This window comes from Azohydromonas aeria (genome assembly GCF_009760915.1).
In the GTDB taxonomy this organism is placed as follows: Bacteria; Pseudomonadota; Gammaproteobacteria; order Burkholderiales; family Burkholderiaceae_C; genus Azohydromonas; species Azohydromonas aeria.
On sequence record NZ_VIDQ01000035.1, the window covers coordinates 26,429 to 42,846 of the forward strand.

17 protein-coding genes are annotated in these 16,418 nt (G+C 66.5%); 12 read left to right on the forward strand and 5 right to left on the reverse strand.

Annotated elements, in window-relative coordinates; genetic code table 11:
• Window positions 1–61 precede the first annotated feature (61 nt).
• On the reverse strand, window positions 62–1,078 hold the full coding sequence (locus FJ694_RS19720) for a TRAP transporter substrate-binding protein (RefSeq protein ID WP_157269034.1): 1,017 nt from the start codon (window positions 1,076–1,078) through the stop codon (window positions 62–64).
• 227 nt (window positions 1,079–1,305) lie between these two features.
• On the opposite strand from FJ694_RS19720, the gene FJ694_RS19725 reads away from it, so the two are divergent.
• Window positions 1,306–1,950, forward strand: coding sequence for a TetR/AcrR family transcriptional regulator (locus tag FJ694_RS19725; protein WP_157269035.1), 645 nt, complete (start codon window positions 1,306–1,308; stop codon window positions 1,948–1,950).
• Between the two features lie 28 nt (window positions 1,951–1,978).
• Here FJ694_RS19725 and FJ694_RS19730 read toward each other — a convergent pair whose 3' ends face one another.
• Together FJ694_RS19730 and FJ694_RS19735 are read right to left on the reverse strand one after the other, a co-directional pair.
• Complete coding sequence (locus FJ694_RS19730) at window positions 1,979–2,875, reverse strand: helix-turn-helix domain-containing protein (RefSeq protein ID WP_157269036.1); 897 nt, start codon at window positions 2,873–2,875, stop codon at window positions 1,979–1,981.
• Window positions 2,838–3,143, reverse strand: a complete 306-nt coding sequence (locus tag FJ694_RS19735) for a hypothetical protein (protein ID WP_157269037.1) — start codon at window positions 3,141–3,143, stop codon at window positions 2,838–2,840. The genes FJ694_RS19730 and FJ694_RS19735 overlap by 38 nt, the downstream gene beginning before the upstream one ends.
• On the opposite strand from FJ694_RS19735, the gene FJ694_RS19740 reads away from it, so the two are divergent.
• The 6 genes from FJ694_RS19740 (at window position 3,133) to FJ694_RS19765 (ending at window position 9,588) form a co-directional block, all read left to right on the forward strand.
• Entirely contained in the window at window positions 3,133–3,960 is an 828-nt protein-coding gene (locus FJ694_RS19740; protein ID WP_157269038.1) for an SDR family NAD(P)-dependent oxidoreductase, read from the forward strand. The two genes, FJ694_RS19735 and FJ694_RS19740, sit on opposite strands and share 11 nt — an antisense overlap.
• A gap of 76 nt (window positions 3,961–4,036) precedes the next feature.
• Window positions 4,037–5,809 carry an FAD-dependent oxidoreductase gene (locus FJ694_RS19745; protein WP_157269039.1) on the forward strand — a complete coding sequence of 591 codons (1,773 nt, stop codon included), beginning with the start codon at window positions 4,037–4,039 and terminating at the stop codon, window positions 5,807–5,809.
• Complete coding sequence (locus tag FJ694_RS19750; protein ID WP_157269040.1) at window positions 5,799–6,146, forward strand: NIPSNAP family protein; 348 nt, start codon at window positions 5,799–5,801, stop codon at window positions 6,144–6,146. The genes FJ694_RS19745 and FJ694_RS19750 overlap by 11 nt, the downstream gene beginning before the upstream one ends.
• Before the next feature lie 52 nt (window positions 6,147–6,198).
• The gene (locus tag FJ694_RS19755; protein WP_157269041.1) at window positions 6,199–7,188 is read left to right on the forward strand and encodes a Bug family tripartite tricarboxylate transporter substrate binding protein; all 990 of its coding nucleotides are present in this window, start codon (window positions 6,199–6,201) and stop codon (window positions 7,186–7,188) included.
• Window positions 7,189–7,667: 479 nt separating this feature from the next.
• The gene (locus FJ694_RS19760; protein ID WP_157269042.1) at window positions 7,668–9,257 is read left to right on the forward strand and encodes an MFS transporter; all 1,590 of its coding nucleotides are present in this window, start codon (window positions 7,668–7,670) and stop codon (window positions 9,255–9,257) included.
• A 37-nt stretch (window positions 9,258–9,294) separates the two neighbouring features.
• Complete coding sequence (locus tag FJ694_RS19765; protein WP_157269043.1) at window positions 9,295–9,588, forward strand: DUF2798 domain-containing protein; 294 nt, start codon at window positions 9,295–9,297, stop codon at window positions 9,586–9,588.
• Window positions 9,589–9,726: 138 nt separating this feature from the next.
• On the opposite strand, the gene FJ694_RS19770 is transcribed toward FJ694_RS19765, so the two are convergent.
• Window positions 9,727–10,215 (reverse strand): bacteriohemerythrin, encoded by a 489-nt coding sequence (locus FJ694_RS19770; protein WP_157269044.1) that lies wholly within the window; start codon window positions 10,213–10,215, stop codon window positions 9,727–9,729.
• A gap of 94 nt (window positions 10,216–10,309) precedes the next feature.
• Window positions 10,310–11,146, reverse strand: coding sequence for an FRG domain-containing protein (locus FJ694_RS19775; protein WP_232540132.1), 837 nt, complete (start codon window positions 11,144–11,146; stop codon window positions 10,310–10,312).
• A 198-nt stretch (window positions 11,147–11,344) separates the two neighbouring features.
• Here FJ694_RS19775 and FJ694_RS19780 point away from each other — a divergent pair, with 198 nt between their 5' ends.
• The 5 genes from FJ694_RS19780 to nadC all read left to right on the forward strand — a co-directional run bounded on the left by FJ694_RS19780 (window position 11,345) and on the right by nadC (window position 16,418).
• Window positions 11,345–12,664 (forward strand): Rieske 2Fe-2S domain-containing protein, encoded by a 1,320-nt coding sequence (locus FJ694_RS19780; protein ID WP_157269045.1) that lies wholly within the window; start codon window positions 11,345–11,347, stop codon window positions 12,662–12,664.
• Between the two features lie 74 nt (window positions 12,665–12,738).
• A complete protein-coding gene (locus tag FJ694_RS19785) occupies window positions 12,739–13,731 on the forward strand; it encodes a PhnD/SsuA/transferrin family substrate-binding protein (protein WP_157269046.1) in 993 nt (330 codons plus the stop codon).
• Between the two features lie 82 nt (window positions 13,732–13,813).
• Window positions 13,814–14,794 (forward strand): Bug family tripartite tricarboxylate transporter substrate binding protein, encoded by a 981-nt coding sequence (locus tag FJ694_RS19790; RefSeq protein ID WP_232540133.1) that lies wholly within the window; start codon window positions 13,814–13,816, stop codon window positions 14,792–14,794.
• A gap of 20 nt (window positions 14,795–14,814) precedes the next feature.
• Window positions 14,815–15,543, forward strand: a complete 729-nt coding sequence (locus FJ694_RS19795) for a sulfite exporter TauE/SafE family protein (protein WP_157269047.1) — start codon at window positions 14,815–14,817, stop codon at window positions 15,541–15,543.
• Window positions 15,544–15,554: 11 nt separating this feature from the next.
• On the forward strand, window positions 15,555–16,418 hold the full coding sequence (gene nadC, locus FJ694_RS19800) for a carboxylating nicotinate-nucleotide diphosphorylase (protein WP_157269048.1): 864 nt from the start codon (window positions 15,555–15,557) through the stop codon (window positions 16,416–16,418).

The window sequence follows — 16,418 nt, forward strand, 5'->3', positions numbered from 1 at the left end:
TGCGGCGCGACCGGGAGTGTCGGGATCGAACGCCGGGCGCCGGAGCGGCCCGGGCCGCGGCTCACTTCGCGGCCGCCCTCACCTTGTCGACCTCGGCCACCATCTCCTTGACGAGGCCCTCGCCCACGGCCTTGGCGTACTTGTCGAACACCGGGCGCGACTTCTCGCGCATGCGGGCGATCTCGGCCGGGGCTACCTCGTTGACGGCCAGGTGCTTCCTGAGCTCTTCGAGCGCCGCGGCGTTCTTCTGGCGCGAGACCTTGCGCTGGTACAGCCCCGCTTCGGCGGCAGCCTCCTGCAGCACCTTGCGCTCGTCGCCGCTGAGCTGGTCCCAGACCTTCTTGCTGAACATGAGCAGCTGCGGGTTGTACATGTGGTTCGTGACCGAGTAGTACTTCTGCACCTCGTAGAACTTCTGCACGAGCATGGTGATGGGCGGGTTGGTGGCCCCGTCCATGGCCTTTTGCTCCAGCGCCGGATACAGCTCAGGGAACGGCAGCGGCGCGGCATTGGCGCCCAGCGTGTTGAGCAGGTCCAGGTAGATCGGCGTCTGGATCACGCGCAGCTTCAGGCCCTGCAGGTCTTCGAGCCGGGTGATGGGCCGCCTGCTGTTGTGCATGTTCCGAAAGCCCAGCTCCCAGTAGGCCAGGCCCACCAAGCCCTTGGGCGGCATCAGCTCCAGCAGCTTCTTGCCCACCGGGCCGTCTACCACGGCGTCGGCCTCCTGGTAGGACGAGAACAGGAACGGCAGGTCGTAGACCGCCATCTCCTTGACGATGCCCTGCGTCAGGCTGGCGTTGGTGAGCGTGAGCTCGATCGTCCCGCCCTGCACCGAGCTCAGCACCGGGATGTCGCCGCCGAGCGTGCCACCGCCGAACACCTTCACCTTCATCTTGCCAGCGCTCTTGGCGCCCACCAGCTCGGCAAACCTCTCCGCGCCGTCGTACTGCGCCGTGCCCTTGTCCACCACCAGCGCCAGCTTGAAGTTGCGCTCCTTGATCTCGGCCGCGTGCAACGCACCGGCCATCAGCAGTGAACCCGCCAGGGCGGCGGCCGCGGTGTGAACCCACTTGAGCATGGCTGTCTCCTTCTCTCGATGCACCGGTGTCTCCGGCATGGCGGCATGTTAATTCACCCATTAGGGAATACACAAGTGACCATAATTCGAGCCGGATCGGTGTTTACCCGATGAAAGCGGTGCATCCATCGGCAGAAGCGGGTGCATCGGTTGATTCAATTCACTAATGGGTGAACTTGTGGGCGCGATGGGTGCGGTCACAATGCCCGGCAGACGAGTCCCCAGCCATGCCACCCACCAAGCCCGCCCCCGAGCCCCGTACCCGCGACGCCGAACGTTCGCGCCAGGCCATCCTCGACGCCGCCTGCGCCGCCTTTGCCGAGACAGGCCTGGGCGGCACGCGGCTGGACCACATCGCCGAGCGTGCCGGCGTGGACAAGCGGCTCATCTACTACTACTTCGAGAACAAGGAAAAGCTGTTTCTGGCCGCGCTGGAGGAGGTGTACGCGGGCATCCGCGGCGCCGAGGCCGGGCTCAACCTCACCGAGCTGGCGCCGGATGCGGCCATCCGCCGCCTCATCGAGTTCACGTGGGACTACCACCGCGCGCACCCGGAGTTCCTGGCGCTGGTCAACAGCGAGAACCTGCACCGTGCACGGCACCTGGCGCAATCGAAGCGCATCGTGGAGCTGAACTCGCCGCTGATCGCTACGCTGGCCAAGGTGCTGGAGCGCGGACGGGAAGAGGGCGTTTTCCGCGGCGGCGTGGACCCGCACCAGCTCTACATCACCATCGCGGGCTTGAGCTACTACTACCTCTCCAACCGCTACACCCTGGGCGTCATCTTCGGCCGCCCCACCGACACGCCCAAGGCGCTGCAGGAGCGGCTATCGCACATCTGCGACCTGGTGCTGGGCTACCTGCTGAGGTGATTCGCCTCGGCGCTTTCCCTGCCACGCATCACGCGGCAGCCAGCCGCCGGTGGGCCATGGTGCGGAATTCGGTCGGCCGTTGCCCGGTGTGCTTCTTGAAGAAGCGTCCGAAATAGGCTTCGTCCTCAAAGCCCAGCATCGCGGCGATCTGCTTGATGGTGAGCAGCGAATAGGCCAGCTCGCGCTGCGCCTCGTGCACGATGCGGGCGTTGACCACGTCCAGCGCCGAGGTGCCCAGCACCTCGCGGCACAGCCGGCTGAGTTGTCCGGCGCTCACGCCCAGCAGCCGCGCGTAATCCTCGATCGACACTCGCTGCCGAAAACGGGCCTCCACCAGGGCCCGGAAATGTTCGACCTGCTGTGCCTTGCGTGAGCGCAGCAACGCTTCTTCTCCATGAGGCTGTGCCGCGCCGATGCGCGCCACCTGCACCAGCAGCGTCACCAGCAGCGACAGCCCTACTGCCATCTGCCCGGCCTCGTGCACGCGCGTCTCCCGCTCGACCGCTTCGAACAGCGGCGCCAGCGCCTCGGCATGGCGGCTGGCAGGGTCCACCAGCAGCACTTCGGGCTTGCGCAGGAGCGGCAACAGCTCTGGTGCCAGCACCTTCACGGCGGCCTCCAGCGGGCGCTGTGCGGCAGTGATGACATGACCGTCCGTGCCGGGCTGGAAATGAAAGCCGTGCACCGCGTTGGCCGGTACCACGATCAGGCAGGGCGGTAGCACCGGCCATTTCATCTCGTCGATGAACACCTCGCCCCCGCCGCTCACCACGTACAGCAGCTGCAGCAGCGCGTCATGAACGTGCGGCTCGATCTCCCAGTGGAACAAGCTGGAGCGCACCGGGATGCGCTCGACATGGACCATGTCCAGCCAGCTCGGCTGGGCCTCATGCCCGTAGAGCGCGAAGTTCGGGACTGTCGTCATCGTCAGGCGCAACGCCAAGGTTATGCACGAATTGTCCTGTTGTCCGCAGATTTTGTCGATTGGAACGGAAGCGCTTGCCGCCTAAAGTTCGGCTCATCGCAAACGGCCTTGTCGTTGATTTCATAGCGAATTCGCTGTCGATCAACGCGATGTACTCGGACGATTCCTGCATCGCTGGATGAATGGGCACCAAGGGTTTGCCCGAAGCATCCGCATGAATGTCCGGTACTGGGGCTGAAGTTTTCTGGAGACAAGTGATGATGTCCACGCCCCATGTTCAAACCTCCTGGCTGCACCTCGAAGGCCGGATCTGTGCGGTCACCGGCGCGGGCAGCGGCATCGGTGCCGCCATCGCCACCGAGCTCGCCGCCGCCGGTGCCCGCGTGGCACTGCTGGACCGCGATGGCGCCGCGGCCGCGCAGGTGGCACGGTGCCTGGACAGCGCCGGCGGCAGCGCCATCGCGCTGGAATGTGACGTCAGCCGCGAGGCCAGCGTGCAGCAAGCCGCGCAGCGTGTGCAGCGCGAGCTGGGCCACTGCGGCGTGCTGGTCAACAACGCCGGCATGCTCAGGCCCGGCCCCCTTGACAGCGTCACGGTGGAGGAATGGAACACGGTGCTGGCCGTCAACCTCACCGGCCAGCTGCTGTGCGCACGCGCCTTCAAGGCGCAGCTGCTGGCCGCGGGTCAGGGCAGCATCGTCAACGTCGCGTCCATTGCGGCGCTGCACCCGCAAACGCACAGCGGCGCCTACAGCGCCAGCAAGGCTGGTGTGCTCCTGATGTCGCGCCAGCTGGCAGCGGAGTGGGGCCCGCAAGGCATCCGCAGCAACGCGATCTGTCCCGGGATGATCCGCACACCGTTGTCGGCGAAGTTCTACGAGGAGCCTTGCCTTGAGGCCCGGCGCGCCGCCATCACGGCCAGCCGCCGCGTGGGCGAACCCATCGACATCGCCAACGCCGCGCTGTTCCTTGCCAGCCCGCGCAGCGGCTACCTCAACGGCGCGGAGCTGGTGGTGGACGGCGGCATGGACGCCATGCTCATGGACCTGGTGCCCCGACCCGGCTTCAACGCCACCACCGTCTGAGCTGCCAAGGCCCCGCTGATGTGGGCCGGCCGTTTTCCTCAACTTCGACTTTCCTCTCGTACAGGAGGGCTGCCGCATGGGCACCATCAACCATTCCGGAGCGCAGCACTGCGATCTCCTGGTCATCGGCTCCGGTGCCGGTGGCCTGTCCACCGCCATCACGGCCAGGAAGCACGGCCTGGACGTGGTCGTGATCGAGAAGGACAGTGTCTTCGGCGGCACCACCGCCTTCTCCGGCGGCGTGCTGTGGATCCCGGGCAACCCGCACGCAAAGGCCGCCGGGGTGAAGGACAGCCGCGAGGCCGCGCGCCAGTACATGAGGAACGAAGCCGGGGCGTTCTTTGACGTGGCAGCGGTGGACGCTTTCCTGGACGTGGGCCCGGAGATGGTCGAGTTCTTCGAGCGCGAAACCAGCGTGAAATTCGTGCCCACCCTCTACCCCGACTACCACCCGACCGTGCCGGGCGGCGTGGACGTGGGTCGCTCCATCCTGGCTGCACCCTTCGACATCCGTGCCCTGGGGGAAGACATGGCGCGCCTGCGCCCGCCGCTGCAGACCATCACCTTCATCGGGATGATGTTCAACTCGTCCAACGCGGACCTGAAGCACTTCTTCAACGCCACCAAGTCGCTCACCTCGTTCACCTACGTGCTCAAGCGCCTGGCCAAGCACGTGAAGGAGCTGGCGCTGTACCGGCGCGGCATCAACGTCACCAGCGGCAACGCGCTCGCGGCACGGCTGGCCAAGAGCGCGCTGGACCTGGGCATTCCCATCCACACCGGCACGCCGGCGCAGGCACTGCTGCAGGAGCACGGCGTCGTGGTCGGTGCCCGGGTGCGGGGCACGCAGGGAGAGTACGAGATCCGCGCCCGCCGCGGCGTCGTGCTGGCCTGCGGCGGCTTCTCGCACGACGTGGAGCGGCTGAAGAAGGCCTATGCGCACGTGAAGCGCGGCGGCGAGCACGTCTCGCCCGTGCCCCAGGGCAACACCGGCGACGGCGCGCGCATGGCTGAGCAGGCGGGCGGCAGCGTGCCCATCCGCTACCCGCAGCCGGCGGCGTGGATGCCAGTGTCCAGGGTGCCGCTGCGCAACGGCCGCTCGGGCGTGTTCCCCCACCTGCTGGACCGCTACAAGCCCGGGATCATCGGCGTGACGCGCAGCGGACGGCGCTTCTGCAACGAGTCCGAGAGCTACCACGACGTGGGCGCCGCGATGATCCAGGCCTGCCAGGGTGAGCGCGAGACGGCGATGTGGCTGGTCTGCGACCAGTCGACCATTTCCAAGTACGGTCTGGGCTACGCCAAGCCTGCGCCCATGCCGCTGCGGCCGTTCCTGAAGAACGGCTACCTGGTCAAGGGTCGCACGCTGTCGGCGCTCGCTGAGAACACCGGCATCGACGCCGCAGGCCTGGAGCGCACGGTGCACGAGTACAACCAGGGCGCCGTGCGCGGCGTGGACGAGCAGTTCGGCCGCGGCAGCACGAGCTTCAACCGCTACCTGGCCGATCCGGAGCAGCAGCCCAACCCCTGCGTTGCACCCATCGGCGCAGGCCCGTACTACGCGCTGAAGGTCGTGATGGGCGACCTGGGCACCTTCGACGGCATCCACACCGATGTGGTCGGGCGCGTGCTGGACGTCCAGGACGCGCCCATTGAAGGCCTCTACGCCGTGGGCAACGACCGCGCCAGCATCATGGGTGGCAACTATCCCGGGGCCGGCATCACACTGGGGCCGATCATGACCTTCGGCTACATCACGGGCCGGCACATCGCCGGCGTGAAGACGCCGCAGCTGCCGTCCCAACCGCAGGCCATTGCTCAGGACAGGGAGCTGCGCCATGCGGCCTGACCCCAACTGCTACCCATTGGTGGACCACCGCGTCTACACCATCGCGCTGCGCAAGATGAACGAGTTCATCGAGGTCTTCGACCGCCTGGCGATGCCGGTGCTGCTGCAGACGTTGGGCAACCCCATCGGCTTCCACGTCAGCCAGGTGGGTCCGCTGAACCAGTTCGTGCACCTGTGGGCTTACGAGAGCCTGGCCGAGTACGAGCGCCGCAGCGCACTGCGCGACAGCCACCCTGCCTTCCCGGCCTACCTGCAAGCCTCGGAGCACCTGATTGTGGCGCAGGAGAACCGGCTCATCCGCCACGTCGAGCTGCCCAGCCTGAAGCGTCGGGCCTGACCCGGCGCGCCCGCGTCTGAACGTCCCATCGATGACAACCAGGAGACAAGCCATGAAGTCACTGCCCAGAACCCTCTCCCGCCGCCGCCTCGCACAGGCTGGCGCACTGTGCGCGCTGGGTGCGATGCTGCCCGTACTGGCGCAGCAGCCCTGGCCGACCAAGCCGATCCGCCTCGTGGTCGGGTTCCCGCCCGGCGGCACGACCGACGTCATGGCACGCGTGGTGGCCGCGCCGCTGCAGAAGGCGCTGGGGCAGACCATCATCATCGATAACAAGCCCGGTGCCAGCAGCAACTTGGCAGTCAGCGAAGTGGGCAAGGCACCGGCCGACGGCTACACGCTGATGGTGGCGCCGATCTCGGTTCAGACGGCCAACCCGTTCCTGTTCAGGCCGGCGCTCAACCCGGAGCGGGACCTGCAGCCCGTGGTCAGCATGGGCTACGCGCAGCTGTACCTGGTGGCCAGGAGGGATCTGCCGGTGAAGAGCGCCCAGGAGCTGGCACAGCTGGCCAGGGCCCAGCCGGGCAAGCTGACCTGGGGCTCGGGCGGGGCGGGCACGCAGATGCACCTGGTCGGCGAGCTCTTCAAGCAGCAAGCCGGCGTGGACGCTGTGCACGTGCCCTATCGCGGCGCAGCACCGGCACTGCAGGACTTGCTGGCCGGCCAGATCGACTACTACTTCGACCCCGCGACCGGCTTCAGCCACATCCGTGAAGGCCGCGCTAGGCTGCTGGCAGTGACCGGGACCAGGCGCTCCCCCTTCTTCCCTGACGCACCGACGCTGACCGAGGTGGGCATCAAAGGGGTCGAGCTCGGCAACTGGTTCGGCTTGTTTGCGCCAGCAGCCACGCCGCCCGAGGTCGTCGCGCGCCTGGGCCGCGAAGTCGCCAAGGTCGTAGCGCTGCCGGAGGTCAAGCAACGCTTCGCCGAGCTCGGCGTCGAGCCGATGGCGCAGGACGCCGCGGCCTTTCGCACGACGGTCGCCGACGAGACCAAGCTGCTGTCGGCATTGATCAAGGACCGCCGGATTGCCGTTGATTGACGGCGTGCACCCGTGCTGCGTGGAACGGCATGCGGCACTGGACACGAGAATGGTGTGGGAACCATGCTTGTGCAAACCGCCCCAGCAGGGTTGACCCACCCAGTCAGCACGCTTGTGCATAAAGCACCATACCGCGTATGGCATGCGGCAGCCCATTCGCGTGCTACATGCAATAGCATTTATGTCAAGTCAGTTGCGTTAGCAACTTCTCCGGCATTGCGGCTGACATAGGGACGGTTGGCGACTGCGTACTGGTCCTGGTTCCGGAAATCCGCGGCCAAGACTAGCGCCGTCCCAGATGAAGCACCGCAAGGAGAATCACGAACTTAGGCGGGTAAGATCTGGGCTTTCACGTGGCTGCATCGATGGACGCCCCACCCGCGATCAATATCGTGATTCAGGAACGCGGGCGCGGTATGGGCAATGTCGCGCGCAGGAATCCCTGCCGTACCTGACAGGGCTGCGTACACCGTCGAACCATGGCAACACCAATCCCCGGGACTTTCGCTCCACTTCGCCAAGCAGTTTTCAGGATGCTGTGGCTGGCATGGCTGGCCGCGAATCTGACGATGTGGATGAACGACGTCGCGGCCGCCTGGCTCATGGCCGAGCTTACCGACAGCGCCACGCTGGTGGCGCTGGTGCAGGCCGCATCCACCCTGCCCGTCTTCTTGCTGGGCCTGCCCAGCGGGGCGTTGGCCGACATCGTGGACCGGCGTCGCTACCTTGCCGTCACCCAGCTCTGGATCGCCTGCATCGCCTTGGTGCTTGCCGTGCTGTCGCTGACCGGCGTGCTCAATGCATGGACCTTGCTGGCACTGACCTTCGCAAACGGGATCGGGCTGGCGATGCGCTGGCCGGTGTTCGCAGCCATCGTGCCAGAGGTGGTATCCCGGCAGTACCTGCCAGCAGCCCTGGCACTCAACGCGATCTCCATGAACGCGTCGCGCGTGGTGGGACCGATCGTGGCCGGCGCGCTGCTAGCCAGCGCCGGCAGTGCGGCGGTGTTCGCGCTTAACGCGCTGCTGTCTGCGGCAGCGTTTGTCATCGTCCTACGCTGGCGACGTGTCCCTCAGGCAAGCACGCTGCCCGGCGAGCGGCTGCTGGGCGCCATGCGAGTAGGCCTGCAGTTCGTGCGCCAGACGCCCGCGCTGCGTGCGCTGCTGCTGCGCGCGGTGATGTTCTTCGTACAGTGCACCGCCTTGATCGCCCTGCTGCCATTGCTGGCCAGGCGCTTCGATGGCAGTGCCGGCACGTTCACGCTGCTGCTGGCAGCCATGGGCGTGGGTGCGGTAGCTGCCGGGGTGGTGGTGCCAGGACTTCGCCGGCGCTGGTCCGCGCAACAGGTGACGGCAGTCGGCGTCGTCCTCTATGGGGCGGCTAGCGTGACCATGGCCATCGCGTCGAATTTATGGGTGGCTGCGCCGGCGATGGTTGCTGCCGGAATGGGATGGCTGTCCACTGCCAATACGCTAATGGTCTCGGCACAGTTGGTACTGCCAAACTGGGTGCGCGCACGAGGCATGGCGGTGATGCAGGTCGCCACGATGGGCGGTACTGCCACGGGCGCATTGCTGTGGGGCCAGGTCGCTACGTGGAGCAGCGTGTCGGTGGCCGTGGCCGCCTCGGCTCTGGTTGCGCCGCTGCTGCTGCTCGCTATGGCCCGGTGGACGGTGCGCGTACCTGGTGACGAGGAGGTGCAGCCCTCGCCTGCACCGGTCACCCCCACCGCCGCATTCGAGGTCGATCCTCTGGCAGGTCCCGTGCTGGTGACCGTCGAGTACGACATCGATCCCGAGCGCGCAGCGGAGTTCATGGAGATCATGGAAGCTACCCGCCAGGCACGGCTGCGGCTGGGCACGCTGCAGTGGAACCTGATGCGCGATAGCGCCGACCCGTCGCGTTTCGTCGAGTGCTTCATGGACGAAAACTGGACCGAACACCTTCGGCGTTTGCAGCGCTTCACTGTTGCGGACAAGAAGTTGCGAGAGCAAAGGTTGTCATTTCATGTCGGCAGTGAACCTCCCCTGGTCCGCCGGCTCATCGGCACCGGCTCGCCACTTCCCTGAACGTGCGCGGGATTGCGCAGTCAGGCTATAACGGTCCATGGCTACGCAACACTCTTCCAACACGCCGCCCCGCGGCTCATGGCGTCTGCCAAGCCGCTTGGCACCCGTCGCCTTTTCCTTCTACATGGCCAGCATCGTGGCTTTCCTGATGAGCCTGGCACTCACGGCTATCAACACCGGTCTGGGCGATGGCTACCTGCTGCGGGTGCTCAAAGCGTACGCCCTGGCTCTGCCGGTCGGGTTCCTGGGCGTGATGGCAGCCCGTCCAGTGGTTATTCGCCTGGTCGCGTGGACCGTTGAGACCGCAGCGGTCCCGGTTCGAAAGAATTGAAGGCGATACCCAACGGGCGCGGTAGCCGGCTATCGGGCCCCAATCGTGGAGAGGGGCAATTCTCGCGACCGCCCTTCAACGTCGTCGGCGCCGTCGAGCAGACACCGCATGGATCAGCCGGGCAGCTTCCAGGCCGTTTTAGACGCCGGAAACATTAAGGCTGGTGCCATCGCGCAGCGCTGCAGGCTTGATGTCGCGCCGAAGGATCACTGGCTTGCCGCCCAGGCGGCGCTTGCACATCCAGTGGGCAAGCGCGGAATCGAGGTAGTCGGCATGCCCGGGGAACCAGGAAGCCAACTCGTCAGCCAGCCGCCGGGCCACCGCGTAGTCGCCACCGGCCAGACGCTCGCGCACCTGTTGGACCGAGCGCAGGACCGCGGCATGCTCATCAATATGACATTCGCGGGCCGGAAAATCCGTCTCCACCATCCACGCATTCTCGGCATCGAAATGCGCCTGTGCATGCTTGGCAAAGGCTTCCAGCAGCGCAGCGAGTTCCCCGTCCTGAGCCTTCTGCATCGCGCCGACGAGTTCCACGAACTCCTCGTGCACATCGTCCATCGGGCCGAAGCCCAGCACGAAGGCATCGCTCCAGACCATCGCGTCGCTGTCGTGTTCGGTTTGCATGGAGGCACTTCCTTGGCGAGGCAGCAGGGCTCCTGCCGCCGGAACGGAAGATTTTATCTTAGTTGGCTAATATTCCTGGTTTCCGTGGAAAGGCTTAGGGTTTTTCCATGGCACCGCCCTCGGCGTCGATGCGGCGGCGGTAGTCCCGCACGAGCCGTTCCCACACCACTTCCAGTTCGTAGCCCATCGACCGGGCCAGGCCGTCGAGGTCAGGGAACAGCGTGGCGCTGGTGACGTTCATGCGGTAGAGCGCGCGCATGGCCTCCTCACGCGCGCTGGCGGGCAGGACGAATTTCCTGAGCATGTGGGCCCCATCGGGGTACTGCTGCAGGATCGCCTCCAGCGGCAGGTCGAGCACCCCAGGGATCACGAAAAGCCCTGACTGCGCCACCAGCCGCGCATCCATCTCCAGCGGCTCGCCAAACCAGAGCATGGGATGTCGGTTCACGGCATAGAGCCGCTGGTAGACCCCAGGCTGGCGCGGGTCAATCACGTCCCGCGTCAGCCCCGCATCAAAACGCGGCGCCGCATCCCACAGCGCCGGGGTATTGAGGGCATAGACGGCCACCTCCTCGGTCGCCCGCTCGAACGCGAAGAAGGCTGCCACGTACGGCGACTTCGTGAAGTCCAGCAGCCGCGTCGGCGCGCCATGGTGTTGCATCAGCGCCAGGCAGCGAAGCTCGTCCTCCAGCAGGCCGCGCTCGCGCAAATGGATGTTGGCCTTGCGGCGAAATATCCGCAGGGCGCGTTCCTCACGCAGCGGCCACAGCGACGTGTCAGGGCAAAACGCCGAGAGCCAACGAGTAAGGGAGCTTTCCAGGGGCCACGCCGATCGCTGCTGGCCGCGAAAGGCCCAGCCATCGAGCGCTTCGGCCTGGGCCACGAACTCGGCCCACGCGGTCAGGCGGATTTCGATCATCTTGGTCGTCAAGGTAGTTCAGGCAAGACGTCCACGTTATCCCGCAGGACGCCGCAGCGCAGCGCTGCATCCAAGGGTTTGTCCCAGGTAGGCACACTTCCAAAGCTTTTGTCTTTGATCTAAACTAAGTTTAGTCATCTAAGCATTTGCTCTAGAGCAAAAGCTAATCACCAGGGTAGATAGCCTTTTTTCTGACTTAGGAGCCTTTCCATGTTGACCCGCGAAGAGAACGAACTGCTGTGCCGCGTCGAAGGCGATGCACCCATGGGCCAGCTCATGCGCCGGCACTGGACGCCGGTGTGCCTGATCGAGGAAGTGGCCGAGGCGGATGGCACGCCCGTGAAGGCCCGCGTGTTCGGCGAGGACCTGGTGGTGTTCCGAGACAGCGATGGCCGCGTGGGCGTGATGGACGAGTACTGCCCGCACCGCCGCGCCTCGCTGGTCTACGGCCGCAACGAGGAAGGCGGCCTGCGCTGCCTCTACCACGGCTGGAAGATGGACGTGGAGGGCAACGTGCTGGAGATGGTGTCGGAGCCGGCGGCCAGCGGCATGGCCGAGAGGGTCAAGCACAAGGCCTATCCGGTCCAGGAGTGGGGCGGCATGGTGTGGGCTTACATGGGCCCGCAGGACGCCGTGCCGGAGTTCGTGCCCCCGCGCTGGGCGCCCACGGCCGAGGCACGGGTGTCGATCGCCAAGGCCATCCTGCCGTGCAACTGGGCGCAGATCCTCGAAGGCGCGATCGACTCGGCGCACAGCTCCAGCCTGCACAGCTCGGACATGGTTCCCGCGCGCGTGGACGGCGCCAAGGCCACGGCCAACGCCTGGTTGCGTCCCTCGACCGACAAGGCACCGCGCCTGCAGGTACAGCGCGGCGAGTACGGCTTCCGCTACGCCGCCCTCCGCCGCCCCATCAAGGACGCCGCCACGCACGACTACGTGCGCTCGACGGTGTTCGTGGCCCCGGCCACCGCGCTGATCCCGCCCAACAATCTCTACAACGTCGCCAACATCAACGTACCCTGCGACGACACGAGCACCGCCTTCTACTTCATCGCCTGGGGCCATCCGTCGCAGACGCCCGAAACCGAGACGTGGCGCAAGTTCCTGCGCCAGACGGTGGGCGTCGACCTTGATCAGTACTACCGGCCGCTGCGCAACCAGGACAACCGCTTCTGGCAAGACCGCCAGGCGATGAAGGCAGGCAACTTCACCGGCATCACCGGCTTCCCCAACCAGGACGTGGCGATGTGGATCACGATGGGCCCTATCGCCGACCGCACGAACGACCGGCTGGGCGCCAGCGACCTGGCCATCGTCGAGTTCCGCAAGCAGATGCTCGAGGCGGTGCGAGCCTTTCAGAGCGGCGAAACCGCCATTGGCAGCGGCGAGAAGGCCATCCCCCACGAGGTCTGCGCGTTCCAGGCCATCGTGCCCAAGACCACGGACTGGCGTGCCTTCGAGATCAGGCCGGTCTGGGCGGACGGGGTGGAGCGGGCTGAGATGGAGCCGTCGTACTCCGTCAAGGCCTGAATAGGCGCTCCATTCATGGTTGGCCAGACACCGCGCGTGTCTGGCCATGGCTCACCTCACAAGCCTGCTGCTTCATGTCCAAGCTTCAACTCTCCGTCGCCATGGGCGACTACGACCGCACCCGCGCTCTCTTCGACGGCCGCGTGCAGATCGACGGGGTAGACCCCGTTTTCATGCTGCTCAATCCCGAAGAGATGTTCTTTCGGGCCATGCGCAGCCAGGATTTCGACATCGCCGAGTTGAGCTTCTCCAGCTACCTGGTCAAGCACTCCAAGGGCGAGTGCCCCTACATCGCGGTGCCGGTATTCCTGTCGCGGGCCTTCCGCCACACCTCGATCTACGTGCGCAAGGATCGCATCCAGCGGCCCGAGGACCTCAAGGGCCGCCGCGTGGGCCTGCCCGAGTACCAGCTCACGGCCAACGTGTGGGCGCGCTCGATCCTGCAGGATGACTTCGGCGTCGCCCCCGAGGACGTGACCTGGGTGCGCGGCGGCATCGACACGCCTGGGCGCCCGGAGAAGATCAAGCTGCAGCTGCCGCCCGGTGTGCGCATCGAGGAGGCCCCCGCGGGCACCACGATCTCCGAGTTGCTCGATCGGGGCGAGATCGACGGCTTCATCGGCCCGCGTCCGCCCAGCGCGCACATCCTCCAGCGCAACCCGAACATCGGCTGGCTCTTCGACGATCCGACGGCGGTAGCCAAGGACTATTACCGGCGCACCGGCGTGTTTCCCATCATGCACGTGGTGGGCATCCGCAAGGAGCTCGCCGCCGCGCACCCGTGGCTGCCCGGCGCGGTGTTCAAGGCCTTCACGCAATCCAAGGCCGCCGCGCTGGCGCTGCTGGCGGACACCTCCGCCACCAAGGTCACGCTGCCCTTCGTGGAGGAGCAGCTCAAGGCCGCGCGCGAGACCATGGGCGAGGACTATTGGTCCTATGGCGTGGCGCCGGCACGCAAGACGCTGGAGACCTTCGTGCGCCACCACCACGCGCAAGGCCTGTCGGCGCGCCTGATGGCCGTGGAAGAGCTTTTCCATCCAGCCACCTACGAGACCTACAGCATCTGAAAAGCCTGTTCCCCGTCGCTCTGACCGCGCAGTCAACAGCCTGGCTGCTCGCCCGAGCAGCGGCTGTCCAAAGGAGTTCCTCATGAGACGCATGTTTTGCCGCCAGCTGGCAGCCACCGCGATGGGTTTGCTGGCCTGCACGGCGCTGTCACCCGTGCTGGCGCAGACCTACCCTTCCAAGCCGATCCGGCTGATCGTGCCCTATTCGCCTGGCGGGTTGCCCGACACGGTGGCACGCACCCTGTCGGTGCATCTGTCCAAGGCGCTGGGCCAGACGGTGTTCGTGGAGAACAAGCCCGGCGCCGGTGGCTCGATTTCCGCTTCCGTCATCACGCAGTCGCCCGCCGACGGCTACAACCTGCTGGTGACCGACGGACCGCTGTTGACGATCTCGCCGTTGATCAACAAGAGCGTCACCTACAACGTCCAGAAGGACTTTGCACCGGTGTCGCTCGTGGGCAAGGCGCCGTTGTTCCTGGCCGTCAACGCCGGGGTGCAGGCCAAGACGCTGGACGAACTCATCGCGCTGGCCAAGGCCAAGCCGGGCAAGCTCAACTACGGCTCGTCAGGCATCGGCGGCATTCACCACCTCACGGCCGAGGCGATGAAGGACGCGCTGGGCCTGGAGATCACCCACATCCCGTTCAAGGGCAGTGCCAACTCGATCCCCGCGATGATCGGTGGCGAAGTGGACATGGCGTTCGCGTCGCCGCCCTCGCTGATGGGCTTCGTCAAGTCGGACAAGGCCCGGCTGATCGCCATCAACTCGCTCAAGCGCTCGCCGCTCGCTCCCAACGTGCCTGCACTGGCAGAGAAGGCGCCCGGCTTCGATTTCGCCTTCAACGTGGCGGTGCTGGCCCGCGCCGGCACGCCCAAGGACATCACCGATCGCATTGCAAGCGAGATCGCCAAGATCGTGAAGCAGCCGGAGGTCGTCGAGCAGTTGCAGGCTGCCGGCGTGGACCCCGTGGGGGGTTCGGCCGAGCAGCTCGCCAGCGCGCTCAAGAGCGAAGGTGACCGCCTGACGGCGGCTGCCAAACGCGCCAACCTGAAGCCCGAGTGAACTTGGGCGCAGCACTGGGCATGACAGCGGTGGACATGGCGGCAGCTGCAGCAGTGTTCCTGGCCGGTGGCATGGTCAAGGGCACCTTGGGCATCGGGTTGCCGCTGGTCGCGGTGCCGCTGCTGTCGCTGTTCATCCCGGCCACGCAAGCCATTGCGATGGTAGCCATGCCGGTGCTGGTGTCCAACGCCTGGCAGGCCTTCGAAAGCAGCGACCTGCACGGCCTGCGCCGCTTCCTGCCGCTCATCGCCACCCAGCTCGTGGCCACGCTGCTGACGGTGCCCATGACGCTGGCGCTGTCGCCGCGCACGCTCAACGCCGTGCTGGGCGCGGTCGTGCTGCTGGCCGTGGTGCTGCTGTGCCTGCCCCTGCGCCTGCACGTGCCGCCGGCCCGCGAGCGCTGGTGGAGCGCCGGCATCGGTGCGCTCTCGGGGGCGATGGGCGGCGTGTCTTCCTTGACGGGGCCGCTGATCATCAGCTACTTGGCCAGCCTGCGGCTGCCGCGCGAGGTGTTCATCGGCAGCATCAGCCTGATCTACCTGGGCTCAGCCATCCCGCTGTACGGCTCCATGGCCGCGCATGGTCGTCTCGGCAGTGCGGACCTGTTGCTGTCCACGCTGGCACTGGCGCCGGTGGCCTGCGGCCTCACGCTGGGCAAGCGGCTGCGCTCCCATCTGAGCGAAACCTGGTTCAGGCGCGTGCTGCTGGTCTTCCTGACCGTGGTGGCCGTGGTGCTGGCTCTGAAATAGGAGACACGAAAATGTTTGAAGCCAACGAGACGCTTGAAGCCGCGCTGGCGCGCAACGTGCGCGACGCGCTGATGGAGGACATCGGCCGCGGCGACTGGACCGCGCAGCTCGTGCCCGCGCACCACCGCGTGCGGGCGCAGGTGGTGGCCAAGGAGGGCGCGGTGATTGCCGGCCGTCCCTGGTTCGATGCCTGCGTGAAGGCGCTGGACGCTGAGGCGCGGCTGGACTGGTCCGTGGAGGAAGGTCAGCGTGTGGAGCCTGGCACGGTGGTGGTGGCCGTCGCAGGCGATGCACGCGCGCTGCTGTCCGCCGAACGCCCGGCGCTGAACTTCCTGCAGATGCTCTCGGCCGTGGCCACCAACACGCGCCAGTACGTCGATGCCATCGCCGGTGTCTCGCCCAACCCGCGCGGGTGCAAGATGCTCGACACCCGCAAGACCCTGCCCGGACTGCGCCAGGCGCAGAAGTACGCCGTGCGCATGGGCGGCGGCACGAACCACCGCATGGCGCTGTGGGACGGCATCCTGATCAAGGAAAACCACATCGCCGCGGCCGGTGGCATCCGGCAGGCGCTGGAAGCGGCCTTTGCCCTGAACGCCGGCGTGGACGTGCAGATCGAGGTCGAGAGCCTGGAGGAACTGCGCGAGGCGCTGGAAGCCGGCGCGCAGAACGTGCTGCTGGACGACCTCAGCTTCGAAGACATGGCGCGCGCCTGCGCGCTCAACGCCGGGCGCGCAGTGCTGGAGGTCTCCGGCGGCGTGGACCTGGACTCCATCCGCCGCATCGCCGCCACCGGCGTGGACCGTATCTCCAGCGGCAAGCTCACCAAGGACGTGCGGGCGGTGGACCTGTCCATGCGCGTCATCACCGCCTGA

What these genes read in the sequence shown, in the direction of transcription:
- FJ694_RS19740 (WP_157269038.1), top strand. Translation starts at nt 3,133, where the DNA reads ATGATGTCCACGCCCCATGTTCAAACCTCCTGGCTGCACCTCGAAGGC.
- FJ694_RS19765 (WP_157269043.1), top strand. Translation starts at nt 9,295, where the DNA reads ATGGCTACGCAACACTCTTCCAACACGCCGCCCCGCGGCTCATGGCGT.
- FJ694_RS19730 (WP_157269036.1), bottom strand. Translation starts at nt 2,875, where the DNA reads ATGACGACAGTCCCGAACTTCGCGCTCTACGGGCATGAGGCCCAGCCG.
- FJ694_RS19770 (WP_157269044.1), bottom strand. Translation starts at nt 10,215, where the DNA reads ATGCAAACCGAACACGACAGCGACGCGATGGTCTGGAGCGATGCCTTC.
- FJ694_RS19750 (WP_157269040.1), top strand. Translation starts at nt 5,799, where the DNA reads ATGCGGCCTGACCCCAACTGCTACCCATTGGTGGACCACCGCGTCTAC.
- nadC (WP_157269048.1), top strand. Translation starts at nt 15,555, where the DNA reads ATGTTTGAAGCCAACGAGACGCTTGAAGCCGCGCTGGCGCGCAACGTG.
- FJ694_RS19760 (WP_157269042.1), top strand. Translation starts at nt 7,668, where the DNA reads ATGGCAACACCAATCCCCGGGACTTTCGCTCCACTTCGCCAAGCAGTT.
- FJ694_RS19795 (WP_157269047.1), top strand. Translation starts at nt 14,815, where the DNA reads ATGACAGCGGTGGACATGGCGGCAGCTGCAGCAGTGTTCCTGGCCGGT.
- FJ694_RS19725 (WP_157269035.1), top strand. Translation starts at nt 1,306, where the DNA reads ATGCCACCCACCAAGCCCGCCCCCGAGCCCCGTACCCGCGACGCCGAA.
- FJ694_RS19780 (WP_157269045.1), top strand. Translation starts at nt 11,345, where the DNA reads ATGTTGACCCGCGAAGAGAACGAACTGCTGTGCCGCGTCGAAGGCGAT.
- FJ694_RS19745 (WP_157269039.1), top strand. Translation starts at nt 4,037, where the DNA reads ATGGGCACCATCAACCATTCCGGAGCGCAGCACTGCGATCTCCTGGTC.
- FJ694_RS19720 (WP_157269034.1), bottom strand. Translation starts at nt 1,078, where the DNA reads ATGCTCAAGTGGGTTCACACCGCGGCCGCCGCCCTGGCGGGTTCACTG.
- FJ694_RS19790 (WP_232540133.1), top strand. Translation starts at nt 13,814, where the DNA reads ATGAGACGCATGTTTTGCCGCCAGCTGGCAGCCACCGCGATGGGTTTG.
- FJ694_RS19785 (WP_157269046.1), top strand. Translation starts at nt 12,739, where the DNA reads ATGTCCAAGCTTCAACTCTCCGTCGCCATGGGCGACTACGACCGCACC.
- FJ694_RS19755 (WP_157269041.1), top strand. Translation starts at nt 6,199, where the DNA reads ATGAAGTCACTGCCCAGAACCCTCTCCCGCCGCCGCCTCGCACAGGCT.